General features: G+C 71.1%; 14 protein-coding genes. 8 read left to right on the top strand and 6 right to left on the bottom strand.

Annotated features, from left to right (window positions below; all coding sequences use genetic code 11):
- Positions 1–15: 15 nt before the first annotated feature.
- The 3 genes from H516_RS0108125 to H516_RS0108140 all read right to left on the bottom strand — a co-directional run bounded on the left by H516_RS0108125 (position 16) and on the right by H516_RS0108140 (position 2,005).
- The gene (locus tag H516_RS0108125) at positions 16–477 is read right to left on the bottom strand and encodes a hypothetical protein (RefSeq protein ID WP_022889226.1); all 462 of its coding nucleotides are present in this window, start codon (positions 475–477) and stop codon (positions 16–18) included.
- Between the two features lie 150 nt (positions 478–627).
- Positions 628–957: a WCX domain-containing protein gene (locus H516_RS0108130; protein ID WP_084620541.1), complete on the bottom strand. Its 330-nt coding sequence runs from the start codon at positions 955–957 to the stop codon at positions 628–630.
- Between the two features lie 175 nt (positions 958–1,132).
- Positions 1,133–2,005: an NAD-dependent epimerase/dehydratase family protein gene (locus H516_RS0108140; protein ID WP_022889229.1), complete on the bottom strand. Its 873-nt coding sequence runs from the start codon at positions 2,003–2,005 to the stop codon at positions 1,133–1,135.
- A gap of 81 nt (positions 2,006–2,086) precedes the next feature.
- Between H516_RS0108140 and H516_RS0108145 the strand changes: the two genes are divergently transcribed.
- The 6 genes from H516_RS0108145 (at position 2,087) to H516_RS0108170 (ending at position 8,224) form a co-directional block, all read left to right on the top strand.
- On the top strand, positions 2,087–2,494 hold the full coding sequence (locus H516_RS0108145) for a winged helix-turn-helix transcriptional regulator (RefSeq protein WP_022889230.1): 408 nt from the start codon (positions 2,087–2,089) through the stop codon (positions 2,492–2,494).
- Positions 2,495–2,610: 116 nt separating this feature from the next.
- A complete protein-coding gene (locus H516_RS0108150; protein ID WP_022889231.1) occupies positions 2,611–3,159 on the top strand; it encodes a cysteine hydrolase family protein in 549 nt (182 codons plus the stop codon).
- A 129-nt stretch (positions 3,160–3,288) separates the two neighbouring features.
- On the top strand, positions 3,289–4,767 hold the full coding sequence (locus H516_RS0108155; RefSeq protein WP_022889232.1) for an XRE family transcriptional regulator: 1,479 nt from the start codon (positions 3,289–3,291) through the stop codon (positions 4,765–4,767).
- Between the two features lie 200 nt (positions 4,768–4,967).
- The gene (locus H516_RS0108160) at positions 4,968–6,419 is read left to right on the top strand and encodes an NAD(P)/FAD-dependent oxidoreductase (protein ID WP_022889233.1); all 1,452 of its coding nucleotides are present in this window, start codon (positions 4,968–4,970) and stop codon (positions 6,417–6,419) included.
- Positions 6,416–6,814, top strand: coding sequence for a cupin domain-containing protein (locus tag H516_RS0108165; protein ID WP_022889234.1), 399 nt, complete (start codon positions 6,416–6,418; stop codon positions 6,812–6,814). The genes H516_RS0108160 and H516_RS0108165 overlap by 4 nt, the downstream gene beginning before the upstream one ends.
- A gap of 33 nt (positions 6,815–6,847) precedes the next feature.
- Complete coding sequence (locus H516_RS0108170) at positions 6,848–8,224, top strand: NAD-dependent succinate-semialdehyde dehydrogenase (protein ID WP_022889235.1); 1,377 nt, start codon at positions 6,848–6,850, stop codon at positions 8,222–8,224.
- A 419-nt stretch (positions 8,225–8,643) separates the two neighbouring features.
- On the opposite strand, the gene H516_RS0108175 is transcribed toward H516_RS0108170, so the two are convergent.
- The 3 genes from H516_RS0108175 to H516_RS0108185 all read right to left on the bottom strand — a co-directional run bounded on the left by H516_RS0108175 (position 8,644) and on the right by H516_RS0108185 (position 11,857).
- Positions 8,644–9,366, bottom strand: coding sequence for a winged helix-turn-helix transcriptional regulator (locus tag H516_RS0108175; protein WP_022889236.1), 723 nt, complete (start codon positions 9,364–9,366; stop codon positions 8,644–8,646).
- Positions 9,367–9,370: 4 nt separating this feature from the next.
- The gene (locus H516_RS22525; protein WP_026378575.1) at positions 9,371–9,832 is read right to left on the bottom strand and encodes a VOC family protein; all 462 of its coding nucleotides are present in this window, start codon (positions 9,830–9,832) and stop codon (positions 9,371–9,373) included.
- 360 nt (positions 9,833–10,192) lie between these two features.
- Entirely contained in the window at positions 10,193–11,857 is a 1,665-nt protein-coding gene (locus H516_RS0108185) for a PucR family transcriptional regulator (protein ID WP_022889238.1), read from the bottom strand.
- A 100-nt stretch (positions 11,858–11,957) separates the two neighbouring features.
- Between H516_RS0108185 and H516_RS0108190 the strand changes: the two genes are divergently transcribed.
- Positions 11,958–13,538, top strand: a complete 1,581-nt coding sequence (locus H516_RS0108190) for a CoA-acylating methylmalonate-semialdehyde dehydrogenase (protein ID WP_022889239.1) — start codon at positions 11,958–11,960, stop codon at positions 13,536–13,538.
- A 91-nt stretch (positions 13,539–13,629) separates the two neighbouring features.
- On the top strand, positions 13,630–15,063 hold the full coding sequence (locus H516_RS0108195; protein WP_022889240.1) for an aspartate aminotransferase family protein: 1,434 nt from the start codon (positions 13,630–13,632) through the stop codon (positions 15,061–15,063).
- Positions 15,064–15,168: the final 105 nt, after the last annotated feature.

The raw sequence follows: 15,168 nt of genomic DNA on the forward strand, positions 1-15,168 counted from the left end.
CTCGTTCCTCGTGCGTCAGGCGCAGACGGTGGTGAGCTCGGTGATGCCCTCGGTGAGCGCGGTGAGGTGGTCGCCCATGGCCGAGACGTCGGCGTTCGCCGGGTCGGCGAGCATGCCGTCGACGTAGGTGACGTACTCGGTCATCGCGGTGGCGGCGCTGCCGGCGGCGGCCTTCACCTCGGTGTTGCTGATCTGGGCCGCGGTCTCGCTGACCGTCTGCTCGGCGCCCTTGAACGCCTCGAGCGCGGCGGCCGGGTCGCTCGTGTCGACCGACGAGAGGCCCTCGAGCTCGGTCAGCGTGGTCTTCACGAGCTCGCAGGCCTCCTCTTTCGACTGGTCGGCGGCGGGTGCGGCGGCGTCGGTCTTGGCGTCGCCCTTCGAGCCGGCGTCGGCCGCCGGAGCGCCCGCAGCGCAGCCGGTGAGCAGGAGTGCGAGCAGCGCGAACGAGGCGGCGGCGAGCGGACGTGAAGCAGTCATCGTGATGATTCCCCTAAAGATCGGTCCCGGGTCGGTCCCGGGCCCCGGTACATCCAAGCAGTCGCCACCGACGAACGGAAATGGGCATGGCTGCCCATCGGCTCGAGTCGCGGCCGCCGCGGATGCCTCGGAACGGCGACGCGGTCGCGCTCATCGGTAGCGCGCGGCGAGGGCGGCGCCGAGCTCCGCGAGCCGATCGCGCAGGCTCGCGGGTTCGATCACCTCGGCCTCCCGCGCCCAGGCCGCGAGGCGCCGTTCGAGCACCTGCTCGCTCGGCGCGGTGACGCGCAGCCGCACCCGGCCGTCGGCCTCCGCCTCGCCGTCGGCGCTGCTGCCGGTGGCCCAGCCCCGGAACTCCTCGACGACCGCCGCGTCGACGAGCACCGTCGCCTCGACTCGATGCCGAGCGGTGTTCGCCGCCGCCCGCAGCGCTCGACTCGCTCGAGACCGCCGTCGCGCGACTCGTCGAGCTCGGCGCAACGCCGCTGCTGCCGATCACCGAGCACGGGCCCGGCTTCGTGACCGCGTCGGTCGTCGACCCCTTCGGCAACGTGCTCGGGGTCATGACGAACGTGCACTACCTCGACATGCTCGCCCGGCCGGCGCGCGACGAACTCGTGCAGGAGGCGTGACGAGCGGCCCCGCCGCCCGCCGGTCAGGCGGCGGAGGCCTCCCGCCCGACGACCTCGTCGAGGACGCTCCCGTGCACGGGCAGCCAGCCGAGCGCCCGCGCCTTCGCACCGTCGGCGCGCTGGTCGAGGAGCAGCGCATCGGCGAAGTCCGCGCCGAGGCGCGAGCGCGAGGCATCCGCCCCCTCGGCGACGACACCGTTCGCGCCGCCCTGCGCGACGACGGCCCCGGCGACCGCGCGCACCGTCGTGGGCGCGCCGTCGCTGCCGATGATGCGGCCCTGGGCGCGGTCGTGCTCGAGTGCGAGCCGGTAGAGGCGGGCGAGGTCGTCGACGTGCACCCAGGTCCAGTGCTGCTCGCCGTCGCCGAGCAGCAGGATCCGGCCGTCGGCGTCGCGCGACGCCTCGGTGATGAGCTGCACGAGCCCGCGCTCGTCGCCGTAGACGACGCCGGGGGCGATGATCGTCGCCGACACGGATGACTCGAGCAGCCGCTCCTCGATCGGCACCCGCCAGGCGACGAGGGCCGGCGCATCGGGCCGGGCGTCGTCGTCGAGCGCGACGCCGGCGCCGTACGCCCAGATGCCGCCGGTGTGCACGTAGCGGCGACCGGTGCCGCCGAAGGCCTCGATGACGGCGTCGGAGATCGCGGTGTCGAAGGCCGCGGCGTCGGTCGCGGGTGCGGCCGCGTGCACCGCGCCGTCGGCGACGGCGAGCAGCGGGCCGAGCCACGCGGCATCCGTCGCCTCGCCGATCGCTGCGGTCGCACCGCGCGACTCGACCGCTTCAGCGGCGCGCTCGCTGCGCACGACCGCGACGACCTCGTGCCCGTGCGCGACGAGCTCCTCGAGCACGGCCGATCCGATGTATCCGGTTCCCCCGGTCAGTAGAATCCTCATGCCTGCGACGCTACGGAGCGGACGCCGGTTACTTCAACGGAACTTCCCTCGAGGGAAGCACGAGCCGTCATCGGGGGTCGGATGTCGCAACACCACGTCACCACCGCGCCCGCTGCCGCGACTCCGATCGACGACGAGGAGCGCGACGTGCTCTCGCCGAACTGCCCGAGCCGGGTGATCCTCAGCCGCATCGGGGAGCGATGGACGATGTTCGTCATCCTCGCCCTCTCGCGCGCGGGAACGCTGCGTTTCACCGAGCTGCGCTCCCGGGTCGGCGAGGTCACCCCGAAGGTGCTGACCGAGACGCTGCGCGCCCTCGAGGCCGACGGGCTCGTCGAGCGGCGCGCGTACGCCGACTCCCCGCCGCGTGTGGAGTACTCGCTCACGCCGCTCGGCGAATCGCTCCTCGAGCCGATCGCCGCGATGCGCGAGTGGGCCGAACGTCACGTGCCCGAGGTGCTGGCGTCCCGCGAGCGCGCGACCGGCTGAGCCGCCGACGGGCTGAACCGCGAGACCGCGCCATCCTCCGCGTCGCTCCTGCCATTCCGGCGAGCGCAGGCGGATTCGACGCGCCACGACCCCGCGGCGCTCGTTACATTGGGCGTGTGACCCGAGCGCTCATCATCATCGACATCCAGCAGGACTACTTCCCCGGCGGCCGGCACCCGCTCGTCGGCACCGACGCCGCGGCGGCGCAGGCCTCGCGACTGCTCGCCGCCTGGCGCGAGCACGGTGATCCGGTCGTGCACGTGCAGCACATCTGGGACGCCCCCGACGCCGCCTTCTTCCAGCCCGGCACCCCGGGCGTCGAGATCCACCCCTCGGTCGCGCCGTTCGCCGACGAGGCGCTCGTCACGAAGGAGAACCCGAACTCGTTCCTCGAGACCGACCTCGACGAGCGTCTGCGCGCGATCGCCCCCGACGAACTCGTCGTCACGGGCATGATGTCGAGCATGTGCGTCGACGCGACCGTGCGCGCGGCGGCCGACTCCGGCTACACGGTGACCGTCGCCCACGATGCGTGCGCCGCCCCCGACCTCGAGTTCGGCGGGGTCGTCGTGCCCGGCGCGCAGGTGCATGCGGCGTTCATGGCGGCGCTCGACGGCAGCTACGCCACGGTGGCGAGCACGGAGGAGATCATCGCGCTGGGCTAGCACTTCGCCGATTCTTCGCGAGCGAGGCATCCGTTTCACCGACCAGGCCTCATGCGCAACGCATCGCCAGCAGAATTTCTGCGATTCTTCCGTTTGCGTGAATGGCCATCGCGTGTGACCATCGATGGCATGATCACCGTCGATGCCACCGCCGCGGCCTCCCCCGCCGAGCAGCTCGATGCGCTCACGCTCGGCCGGCGCATCCGCGACCGGCGCACCGCCCGAGGACTGACCCTCGGCGAGCTCGCCCGCGCGATCGACCGGGCGCCTTCGCAGGTGAGCGCCATCGAGAACGGCAAGCGCGAGCCGCGCCTCTCGATGCTGCGCACGATCGCGCTCGCGCTCGGCACCACGGTCGACGAGCTGCTGCGCAGCGACGCCCCGAACGAGCGCGTCGCCCTCGAGATCGCCGTCGAGCGCGCACAGCGCGGCCCCGTGTTCGCCGCCCTCGGGCTCGACCCCTTCCGCGTCGCGAAGACGATGAACGACCAGACCCTGCAGACGATCCTCGCCCTGCACAACGAGATCGACCGCCTCCACCGCGAGCGCGCGGCCACGCCCGAGGAGGCGCGCCGCGCGAACGGCGAGCTGCGCGCCGAGATGCGCGCCCGCGACAACTTCTACCCCGAGCTCGAGCAGAAGGCGGCCGAACTCCTCGAAGCTGTCGGGCACACCGGCGGGCCGGTCTCGCACCAGCTCGTCGCCGACATGGCCTCGCACCTCGGCTACTCGCTGCACTACGTCGGCGACCTGCCGCACTCGACCCGCTCGGTCACCGACAAGCACCACGGCCGTATCTACCTGCCGACGCAGCTGTCGCCCTCGCGCGACTCGCGCTCCCCCATCCTTCAAGCGCTCGCGAGCCACCTGCTCGGCCACGAGGAGCCGGCGAACTACGGCGACTTCCTGCGCCAGCGCATCGAGACCAACTACCTCACCGCCGCCATCCTGCTGCCCGAACAGGCGGCGGTGCGCTTCCTCTCCGAGGCGAAGAACCTGCGCCGCATCTCCATGGAGGACCTGCGCGACGCCTTCGCCGTCTCGTACGAGACCGCCGCCCACCGCTTCACGAACCTCGCGACCGCCCGTCTCGACATCCCCGTGCACTTCACGAAGGTGCACGAGTCGGGCACGATCATCAAGGCGTACGAGAACGACCGGGTGCGGTTCCCGAGCGACGCGCTCGGCGCGATCGAGGGCACCACGATGTGTCGCAACTGGACGGCGCGCACCGTGTTCGACGTCGAGGACCGCTACAGCCCGTGGTACCAGTACACCGACACCCCGTCGGGTACGTTCTGGTGCACCTCGCGCATCGAGAAGGCGAAAGAGGGCGAGTACTCGGTCTCGGTGGGGGTGCCGTTCGAGCACGTCAAGTGGTTCCGCGGCCGCGAGACACCCCACCGTGCGGTGTCGCGCTGCCCCGACCCGGCGTGCTGCCAGGCTCCGTCGGGCCTCGCCGAGAAATGGGCGGATGCCTCGTGGCCCGCCGCGCGCACGCCGACCTCGCTGCTGGCGGCGCTGCCGACGGGCACCTTCCCGGGGGTCGACCAGACCGAGGTCTTCCAGTTCCTCGAGGCGCACTCGCCCCGCTCGACCACGGGTTGAGGAGCGAGCGACGCGAGCGTCTCGCAACCCACCGCCGTTGCGCGCGACATCCCCGCTGCGCCGGACGAGATGAAGCAGAACTGTCCTGCGAAGCGGCGAATGTCCGACAAACGGGCCGAGCCCGCAGCCGCGTGAGACTGGCGCACGACGGCCGGGCAGCGTCAGGATGGAGACATCCAATTCGCATCGGAGTGATACCCGTGGGCACCACCGTCTTCGAACGACGCATCCCCCAGCCCTCCGTCATCGAGCACGCGCTCGGTGGCACCTCGCACTCGACCTTCTGGATCGACGACCTTCCCGAGGCGCTGAAGCCCTCACGGCCGAAGCTCGGCGGCACCGTGGTCGCCGACCTCGTCGTCGTCGGCGGCGGCTACACCGGCCTCTGGACGGCGCTGCTCGCCAAGGAGCGCAACCCCGACGCGCACATCGTGCTGGTCGAGGCGAAGCGGGTCGGCTGGGCGGCCTCCGGCCGCAACGGCGGCTTCTGCGAGGCGAGCCTCACGCACGGCGACGAGAACGGCAAGGCCCGCTGGCCGAAGGAGATGGACGTTCTCCACCGCCTCGGCATGGAGAACCTCGACGCCATCGAGGCGAGCGAGGCGAAGTTCGGCATGGACTTCCACTTCGAGCGCACCGGGCAACTCGCTCCCGCCGTCGAGGAGCACCAGGTCGAATGGCTGAGGGACTGGGCCGACGAGGCGGCGTCGAATGGCGAGGCCGAGGACATCGTGTTCCTCGACGAGGCCGCGGTCCAGGCATCCGTGAACTCGCCGACCTACCTCGCCGGCGTCTGGGAGAAGCGCACCAACGGCATGCTGCACCCGGCTCGCCTCGCCGCCGAGCTCGCCCGCGTGGTCGAGGAGCGCGGCGTCGAGATCTTCGAACACTCCCCCGTGCGCCGCCTCGAGACGCCGGGCTCGACGGGTGCCGTCAGCGTCGTCACCGACGGAGGCCGCGTCGACGCGAAGCACGCCGTGCTCGCGACGAACGTGTTCCCGTCGCTCCTCAAGCGCAACCGGCTGATGACCGTGCCCGTATACGACTACGTGCTGATGACCGAGCCGCTGTCGGCCGAGCAGCTCGCCTCGATCGGGTGGAACGACCGCCAGGGCATCGGCGACATGGCCAACCAGTTCCACTACTACCGCCTCTCGAAGGACAACCGCATCCTCTTCGGCGGCTACGACGCCATCTACAACTACGGGCGCAAGGTGCGCGAATCGTACGAGAACCGGCCCGAGAGCTGGCAGCGGCTCGGGAGCCACTTCTTCACGACGTTCCCGCAGCTCGAAGGGTTGAGGTTCAGCCACCAGTGGGCGGGCGCGATCGACACGAGCACCCAGTTCACCGCGTTCTTCGGCACGGCCCGCGACCACCGCGTCGCGTACGCCGCCGGGTTCACCGGCCTCGGTGTGGGGTCGACCCGCTTCGCCGCCGAGACGATGCTCGACCTGCTCGAACGCCGCGAGAACGAACGCACCACCCTCGAGATGGTGCGCAAGCGCCCCTTGCCCTTCCCGCCCGAGCCGGCCGCCGCGATCGGCATCAACGCGACCCGCTGGTCGCTCGACCGCGCCGACCACAACCGGGGCAAGCGCAACGTGCTGCTGAAGACGCTCGACGCGCTCGGCCTCGGGTTCGACTCATGAGCGGCGAAGAGGGCCACGGCGCCGAGGCCGCGCTGCGTCTCATCGCCGGCGCACCGACGGATGCCACGGCGCTGGCCCTCGAACACGAGCCCGTGCCGGACGATCAGGTCGTCGCAGGCAGCCCGACGACGGCCTATCTCGCGCTCGACCAGTCGGGCGCGGGTGAGATCGGCGTCTGGGAGATGACGGTCGGCGCGATGCGCGACGTCGAGGTCGACGAGGTCTTCGTCGTGCTCGCGGGCGCCGCGACGGTCGAGTTCGAGCACATGCCCTCGACCGGCCGGCCCGGCGACCCCATCGTGCTCGCGCCGGGCTCGGTGGTGCGGCTCGAAGCGGGCATGAAGACGATCTGGACGGTCCGCGAACCGCTCCGCAAGGTATTCATCGAGCGCTGAGGCGCTCCGCGAAGAACGAAGAAGAGGAACATCATGGCGAAGTACCGGGTGCAGAACCCCGCGACCGGCGAGATCGTCGAGACCTTCGAGTCGGCGACCGACGCAGACATCGAGGCGACCCTCGCCGCCGGCGACGGCGCGTACCGCGAGTGGCGCGAGCGCGGCGTTCAGGAGCGCGCCGCCGCGGTCAAGCGGGTGGCCGAGATCTTCGAGGAGCGCAAGGACGAGCTCGCGCGGCTCATCGCCGTCGAGATGGGCAAGTCGATCGCCGAGTCGCTCGACGAGGTCGAGTTCGCCCGCTCGATCATCGAGTACTACGCGGTGCACGGACCGAGCCTGATCACCGATCGCGAGATCCCGTCGACGATCCCGGGCAAGGCGACCATCGAGCAACTGCCCGTGGGCGCCCTCCTCGGCGTCATGCCGTGGAACTTCCCGTACTACCAGGTGGCCCGCTTCGCGGCGCCGAACCTCGTGCTCGGCAACACGATCATCCTGAAGCACGCCGACATCTGCGCCCGCTCGGCCCTCACGATCCAGGAGATCATGGAGGAGGCCGGGGTTCCCGTCGGGGGTTACCAGAACGTGTTCGCCTCGCACGAGCAGATCGCGACCATGATCGCCGACCCCCGGGTGCAGGGCGTCTCCCTCACGGGATCCGAGCGAGCGGGCGCCATCATCGGCGAGCAGGCCGGCCGGCACCTGAAGAAGTGCGTGCTCGAGCTCGGCGGCATCGACCCGATGGTCGTGCTCGACTCCGACGATGTCGCGGGTGTCGCGAAGGCGGCGTGGGACTTCCGCGTCTACAACGGCGGCCAAGTGTGCAACTCGAACAAGCGCCTGATCGTGATGGACGACATCTACGACGAGTTCGTCGCCGAGCTGACGAAGCTCGCCACCGGCCTCGAGCCAGGCGACCAGCTCGACCTCGGCGACGGCCAGTACGCACCCATGTCGTCGCGCGCCGCCGCCGAGACGGTGGACGCCCAAGTGCAGAAGGCGGTCGCCGAGGGCGCGACCCTCGAAGCGGGCGGCGTGCTCTCCGACGGCCCCGGCGCGTACTATTCGCCGGCGGTGCTGACCGGGGTGCCCCGAGACTCCGAATCGTACGGCGAAGAGATGTTCGGCCCGGTCGCGACCGTGTTCCGTGTGCACAGCGACGAGGAGGCGCTCGAGCTCGCCAACGACTGCGCACTGGGTCTCGGCGGTTCGGTGTTCTCGACCGACGAGGCTCGCGCCGCGCGCGTCGCCTCGCGTCTCGAGGTCGGCATGACGCACGTCAACACGATCGCCGCCGAGGCCGCAGAGCTGCCGTTCGGCGGCGTGAAGCGCTCGGGCTTCGGGCGCGAGATGGGTCCGGTCGGCATCGGCGAATTCGCGAACCGCCGCCTCCGCTTCGTCGCGAAGTAGCCGACGCGGCCCGGCGCTCCCCTCCACGCCACGATTTCGGAGATCGCCACGCTTTCGGATGTCTCACACGGATCGGTCCGAAGCTGTGGCGATCCCCGAACTCCTGGCGGTGCTCAGGCGGCGGTTGCGTCGCTCGATCAGGCGCAGAACGCCTTGGGCACGCCCGCGACCCACTGCGGCCGACGAGCATGACGACATCGCCCGCAACCGAGTGATCGGGCGGCGGAGCCGCGTCGTGTCAACGTAGCCGCCGGGCCAGCGCGAACGAGCGCGGGCCGCGTATCCCTTGGAGTACGGCGGGCATCGCCGGCGCCCCGGAACCCGCCGCGACCTCGGAGATCGCCACAACTTCGGATCGAATGCCCCGATCGGCCCCGATCTGGTGCAGAGTTCCGAAGCTGCGGCGCACGGGGCGCGGGTCAAGCGACCGCCGTGGCAGGCATGACCGGTGCGGGGCCACCCGCGTCGATGCGGAACGTGGCGCAGAACCGGGCCAGCAACTCGCTGTCGCCGGCGAACGACGATGGCACGGATGCCTCGCCCGCGAGCAGCGCGCGCAGCCGCCCCGGTGCCAGCTCGAGCTCGAGCACCGACTGGGGCACGGGCTCGAGCGCCGACCGGCGCGGCTGGGGCAGCGCGCCTGGGCCGACCGGGGCGACGTCGAGCGTCGGGCCGATGACGATCGCCGACACCGAGACGGGTGCCGCCTCGTCGGCCACGTGCAGCACGTACTCGGTGGGCGGCAGCGACGCCGCGGCATCCGGCCGGAACGCCGCCCGCAGCGCGAAGGCGATGGAGTCGGCGCTCATCGTCTCACCGTCGCCGGGTTCGCCGAGCAGCGACCACCCCCAGCGCTCGAGGGCGACGACGACGGGCTCGAGGCCTCGGCCGAGCTCGGTGAGCTCGTAGCCGCCGCGCACGCTCGGCACGCGCCGCAGGACGCCCGCCTCCTGCAGCTCCTTCAGCCGGTCGCTGAGGATGTTCGTGGGGATGCGCGGCAGCCCCGCCTTCAGATCGCCGTAGCGGCGCGCGCCGACGAGCAGGTCGCGGACGATGAGCAGCGCCCATCGATCCCCGACCCGCTCGAGCGCGCGGGCGGCTCCGCCGTACTGGCCGAAGCCGCGCGCGCCACGCGTCGCCACTCGGTCAGACCGTCGCCGACGGCGCCTGCTGGCCCTGGTCGGCCAGGTAGGCGTCGGGGCCCTGCTCGACGGCCGCCTGCTCCATGTACAGGAACCCGAGGATGTTGCCGTCGGGGTCTTCGAGGTCGCGCGAGTACATGAAGCCGTAGTCCTGCGCGTCGCGCGGCTCGGTGCCGCCGGCGGCGAGCCCCTTGGCGAGCACCGCGTCGACCTCGTCGCGCGAGTCGCGGGTGAACGAGATGCTGGTCTGCGCGTGCGTCTTCGGGTCGATGATCTGCTTGTCGGTGAAGGTGCCGAGGTACTCGCGGGTGAGCACCATGAAATAGATGTTCTCGTCGAGCACCACGCAGGCGGCGTTCTCATCGGTGAAGAGTGGGTTGATGGTGAACCCGAGGGCCTCGTAGAACGCCTTGGCGCGGTCGAGGTCGCTGGTGGGCAGGTTCACGAAGATGCTGGTCGTGGTCATGATCGCCTCCGGATCGTCAGTGGTCGAGCGGATGCTTCGCACCCCAGCTTGCTCTTTGCAAGTGCACTTGTCAATAGCAAGTGACCAGTTTTTGCTGTCCCAGCGCACCGCACCCCGGGCCCTCTCCCGGCCCTCTCCCGAGCCCTCTCCCGAGCCCTCGCTCCGCCCCGGGTTTACAGGACATTCGCGCGTGGACAGGACGTTTGCCGGGCGGGTCGTCCTGTAAACGCGTCGATGTCCTGTAAAGGGCGGGCGGGGACGGGCGGGCGCGGCGCGGGCGGGCGGGCGGGCGCGGGCGGGCGGGGCGGGGAGGGCGCGCGGGGCGGGGAGGGCGGGCGGGGCGCGGGCGGGGCGGGCGGGCTACCGCACCGCGCTCCGCCGCACGAGCAGCGCGAGGTGCAGCGCCGTGAGCGTCTCGCCGTCGTCGAGGTCGACGCCGAGGAGTTGCCCGATGAGCGTCAGCCGCTGGTAGAACACCGACCTCGACAGATGCGAGGCCCCCGCCGCGGCGGTGCGGTTGCCGGGATGCGCGAGCGTCGCACCGAGCACGTCGAGCAGGTCGCCGCCGCGGGCGAGGTCGTACTCGATGAGCGGCGCGAGCATCTGCTCGCTGTGCCGCAGAAGCCGGTGGTCGTCGCGCAGCGAGGTCACGAGTCTGATCAACGGGCGGTCTTCGGCCCGACGGATCGCAAGGCCGCGCTGCGACCGGGCACCGGGCACGCGTGCCAGGTCGATCGCCTCCTGCACCGACCCGAGCAGCCCGTCGAGCTCCGAGGCGGCCTGCCCGATCGAGAGCACCAGGTGATCGGTGGATGCCTCGGCGTCGACCACCGCACGGGCGAACTCGCGCGCCCTCGCATCGGCGAACTGCGCGCCGATCGGCAGCGACAGCAGCACGATGCTCGCGTGGGTCTGGCGCGGCCAGCCCGGGGCCGCGGCGGCGAGAGCGCGGCCGCCGAACTGCTGCGCCGCGGCATCCGCTCGCGATGCCGTGACCGGCACGCCCGTGACGACGAGCCCGTGCAGCGTCGCCCCCTCGACGGGCAGACCGGCGGCGGTGAGTCGCGCCGCCGCCGCGGGCAGTCCGGCGAAACGCCCTTCGAGCAGTCCGTCGACGAGTCGCTGCCGCCCCGCGCGCATCCACTCGTCGCCGTCGTCGGCGAGACGGCCGAGCGCGAGGGCGATCGCACCCTGTTCGATGACGCCGGTACGGCCCGCCGGGTGGGCCGGCCCGGGCAGTGCGATGAGGTTGCCCCACCGGATTCCCCTGGCCTCGACCGGCACGATCAGCCAGTCCCCGCGGTTGCGGTGCGCGTGGCGGGAGCGCTGTTCCCAGTTCGCGAACAACTCCTGCTCGATGCCGGCGGGCACCTCGGCGGCGACCACTTCGTAGGCGAGGTTCTCGAGCACGACCGGCGCCCCGAGCGTCTGTGCGAGCTGCGCGACGAGGTAGTCGACGGGCGAGCCGCGAAGGCTCAACGCGGTGAAGCGCTCGCGCACCTCGTCGCGGGCGCGCAGGGCGGCCGTCTGTTCGGAGATGATCCGGCTGTGCACGGCTTCGGTCAGCGCGACGAACTTCACCTCGCGGTGCAGCGCGATGAGTGCCAGCCCGCGCTCGCGCGCCGCCCCTTCGACGACGGCCGGAACGTAGCGGTAGTGCGCGCCGAGTTCGAGCACGAGACCCGAAAGGCCCGCGTCGACGAGGCCCGCGATGAAGTCGCGGAGCTCGCCGGGATCGGTCGGCCAGCCCGAGCCGGTCGACAGGAGCAATTCGCCGCCGTCGAGCAGTCGGGCGACGCCTGCACTGTCGGAGACGTGCACCCAGCGAACCCGGGCGTCGAGCGCCCCCTCGCCGGAGAGCACCTCGGGCACCCCGGCCGCGATGGCCGGCAGCGCCAGGATCTCGCGCACGGTCGGCAGCGCTGCACCGTCGTCGGCCGCGCCCCCGCCCGCACTCGCCTGCGCGCCGTTCGGAACGGCCGGACGATCCGTTCGGATCGACTCATCTTCGCGACGATCTGGCACAGCTTCGCTCTCTTCGCCTCTGCAACACTGGGAATCAAAGCCTAGTCGAGCGTCGGGCATTCTGTCTGAACGCCCACCCGCACCGCCCGGAAGGACCGCAATGAGTATCACCGAGACCGCGACATCGCCCACTTCGAACACCGAAGTGGCGGCGATCGGACACTGGATCGACGGCGCGCTGCGCTCGTCCGCCTCGGGCCGCACCGCCCCGGTCTTCAACCCCGCCACAGGTGCGGTGCGGGCCGAGGTCGCCCTCGCCGACCAGGCCGAGATCGACGCGGCGATCACGTCGGCGCAGGCGGGCTTCGAGGTGTGGAGCGGCTACTCGATCGCGAAGCGCCAGACCGTGATGTTCGCGTTCCGCGAGCTGCTGAACTCGCGCAAGGGCGAGCTCGCCGCCATCATCACCGCCGAGCACGGCAAGGTGCTCTCCGACGCGATGGGCGAGATCCTCCGCGGCCAGGAGGTCGTCGAACTCGCCACCGGGTTCCCGCACCTGATCAAGGGAGCCTTCTCCGAGAACGCCTCGTCGGGCATCGACGTCTACTCGCTGAAGCAGCCCCTCGGCGTCGTCGGCATCATCAGCCCGTTCAACTTCCCCGCGATGGTGCCGATGTGGTTCTTCCCCATCGCGATCGCCGCCGGCAACGCCGTCGTCCTGAAGCCGAGCGAGAAGGACCCGTCGGCGGCCCTCTGGATGGCGGAGCTCTGGAAGGAGGCCGGCCTCCCCGACGGTGTCTTCACCGTGCTCCAGGGCGACAAGCTCGCCGTCGACGGCCTGCTCGCCTCGCCCCTCGTGCAGTCGATCTCGTTCGTCGGCTCGACGCCCATCGCCCAGTACATCTACGAGACCGCGTCGAAGCACGGCAAGCGCGTGCAGGCGCTCGGCGGCGCGAAGAACCACATGCTCGTGCTCCCCGACGCCGACCTCGACCTCGTCGCAGACCAGGCCGTGAACGCCGGCTACGGCGCGGCGGGCGAACGTTGCATGGCGATCTCGGTCGTGCTCGCCGTCGAGCCCGTCGCCGACGAGCTGATCGCCAAGATCACCGAGCGCATCGCCGCGCTGAAGATCGGCGACGGTGCGGGCGTCGATGTCGGTGACGGCAAGCTCAGTGAGCCCGACATGGGCCCGCTGATCACCGGGGCGCACCGCGACAAGGTCGCCTCGTACGTCGACATCGCCGAGGCCGACGGCGCGAAGATCGTCGTCGACGGCCGCGACTTCACCGTCGACGGCCACGACGGCGGCTTCTTCTTCGGACCGACCCTGATCGACGACGTGCCGACCACCTCGCGGGCGTACACCGAGGAGATCTTCGGCCCCGTGCTGTCGATCGTGCGCGTGGCGTCGTACGACGAGGGCCTCGACCTCATCAACTCGGGTCAGTTCGGCAACGGCACCGCGATCTTCACGAACGACGGCGGCGCGGCCCGCCGCTTCCAGCACGAGGTGCAGGTCGGAATGATCGGCATCAACGTGCCGATCCCCGTGCCGGTCGCCTACCACTCCTTCGGTGGCTGGAAGCAGTCGCTCTTCGGCGATGCGAAGGCGTACGGCACCCACGGCTTCGACTTCTTCACCCGCGAGAAGGCCATCACGAGCCGCTGGCTCGACCTGGCCACCCGCGGCGACCGAGCGCACACCGGCATCAACCTGGGCTTCCCCCAGAATCACTGACCCGACCGATCGAGATGACACCGGCTGTCGGGTTCGGTCCGCCGAGCCCTACAGGAAGTGCCATCTGGATTCAGCTGCGAGGAGCAGAGACATGACCGACACCCTCACCACCGAGATGCAGACGACGGATGCCGCGACGGCACGCCGCACCGACCGTCACGGCGCCGTGCACGCGCTGCCCGACGACGACGCCGACGCGCAGGTGCGCGCCGACGACCGGGCCCACGTCTTCCACTCCTGGAGCGCGCAGGCCCTCATCGACCCGCTGCCGATCGCCTCGGGCGAGGGATCGACGTTCTGGGACTATCAGGGCAACGCGTACCTCGACTTCTCGTCGCAGCTCGTGAACCTGAACCTCGGCCACCAGCACCCCGACCTCGTCGCCGCCATCCAGCAGCAGGCGGGGCGCCTCGCGACGATCCAGCCGTCGATGGCGAATGACGTGCGCGGCGTACTGGCTCGCCGCATCGCCGAGGTGGCGCCAGGCGACCTCGACAAGGTGTTCTTCACGAACGGCGGCGCCGATGCCAACGAGTACGCGGTGCGCATGGCGCGCGCCGTGACGGGCCGGCGCAAGGTGCTCTCGATGTACCGCAGCTACCACGGCGGCACCGCGACCGCGATCTCGCTGACGGGCGACCCGCGCCGCTGGGCGAACGAGCCCTCCGACGGCTCGGTCGCGCACTTCTTCGGCCCGTACGAGTACCGCTCCGCCTGGGGCTCGACCACGCCCGAAGAGGAGGCGCAGCGTGCCCTCGCCCACCTCGAGCAGGTCATCGTGCTCGAGGGAGCATCGACGATCGCCGCGATCATCCTGGAGACGATCGTCGGCACCAACGGCGTGCTCGTGCCGCCGCCCGGCTATCTCGAGGGGGTGCGCGCCCTCTGCGACGAGTACGGCATCGTCTACATCGCCGACGAGGTCATGGTCGGCTTCGGCCGCGTCGGCGAGTGGTTCGCGGTGAACCACTTCGGCGTGACCCCCGACCTCATCACCTTCGCGAAGGGCGTCAACTCGGGCTACGCCCCGCTCGGCGGCGTGGTGATCTCGCAGAAGATCGCCTCCCACTTCGACACCGTGGCCTTCATGGGCGGCCTGACGTATTCGGGCCACCCGCTCGCGTGCGCACCGGGCGTCGCGACCTTCGAGGTGTTCGAGCGCGACGGCATCCTCGAGCGCGTGCGCGACCTCGGCGAGCGCGTCGTCGGGCCTCGCCTCCGCGAAATCGCGGCGAAGCACCCCTCTGTGGGCGAAGTGCGCGGTCTCGGCCTGTTCTGGGCGATCGAACTCGTGAAGGATGCCTCGACGCGCGAGCCGCTCGTTCCGTTCAACGCCGCCGGCGCCGACGCGGCGCCCATGGGCGCGGTCGCGGCGGCCTGCAAGCAGGCCGGCCTCTGGCCTTTCATCCATTTCAACCGGATGCACGTCGCCCCGCCGCTCGTCATCACCGAGGAGGAGCTCGTGCGCGGGCTCGACATCATCGACGAGGCGCTCACCGTGGCCGACGGTTACGTCACCGCGTAAAACCGCACCCCGTCGGTCGAGTAGCGCAGCGTATCGAGACCACCGGCCCGGATCGCCCGCGTCCCGGCGGATGCGGGCGATCCGTCGTGCTCTGCCGCACGTTGC

The sequence above is a fragment of the Agromyces italicus DSM 16388 genome (assembly GCF_000421545.1).
GTDB classification, from domain to species: domain Bacteria; phylum Actinomycetota; class Actinomycetes; order Actinomycetales; family Microbacteriaceae; genus Agromyces; species Agromyces italicus.

Bases quoted from the DNA above. Each gene is read 5' to 3' on its own strand.
- H516_RS0108125 (WP_022889226.1), bottom strand. From the start codon at position 477: ATGACTGCTTCACGTCCGCTCGCCGCCGCCTCGTTCGCGCTGCTCGCA.
- H516_RS0108140 (WP_022889229.1), bottom strand. From the start codon at position 2,005: ATGAGGATTCTACTGACCGGGGGAACCGGATACATCGGATCGGCCGTG.
- H516_RS0108145 (WP_022889230.1), top strand. From the start codon at position 2,087: ATGTCGCAACACCACGTCACCACCGCGCCCGCTGCCGCGACTCCGATC.
- H516_RS0108155 (WP_022889232.1), top strand. From the start codon at position 3,289: ATGATCACCGTCGATGCCACCGCCGCGGCCTCCCCCGCCGAGCAGCTC.
- H516_RS0108165 (WP_022889234.1), top strand. From the start codon at position 6,416: ATGAGCGGCGAAGAGGGCCACGGCGCCGAGGCCGCGCTGCGTCTCATC.
- H516_RS0108170 (WP_022889235.1), top strand. From the start codon at position 6,848: ATGGCGAAGTACCGGGTGCAGAACCCCGCGACCGGCGAGATCGTCGAG.
- H516_RS22525 (WP_026378575.1), bottom strand. From the start codon at position 9,832: ATGACCACGACCAGCATCTTCGTGAACCTGCCCACCAGCGACCTCGAC.
- H516_RS0108190 (WP_022889239.1), top strand. From the start codon at position 11,958: ATGAGTATCACCGAGACCGCGACATCGCCCACTTCGAACACCGAAGTG.
- H516_RS0108195 (WP_022889240.1), top strand. From the start codon at position 13,630: ATGACCGACACCCTCACCACCGAGATGCAGACGACGGATGCCGCGACG.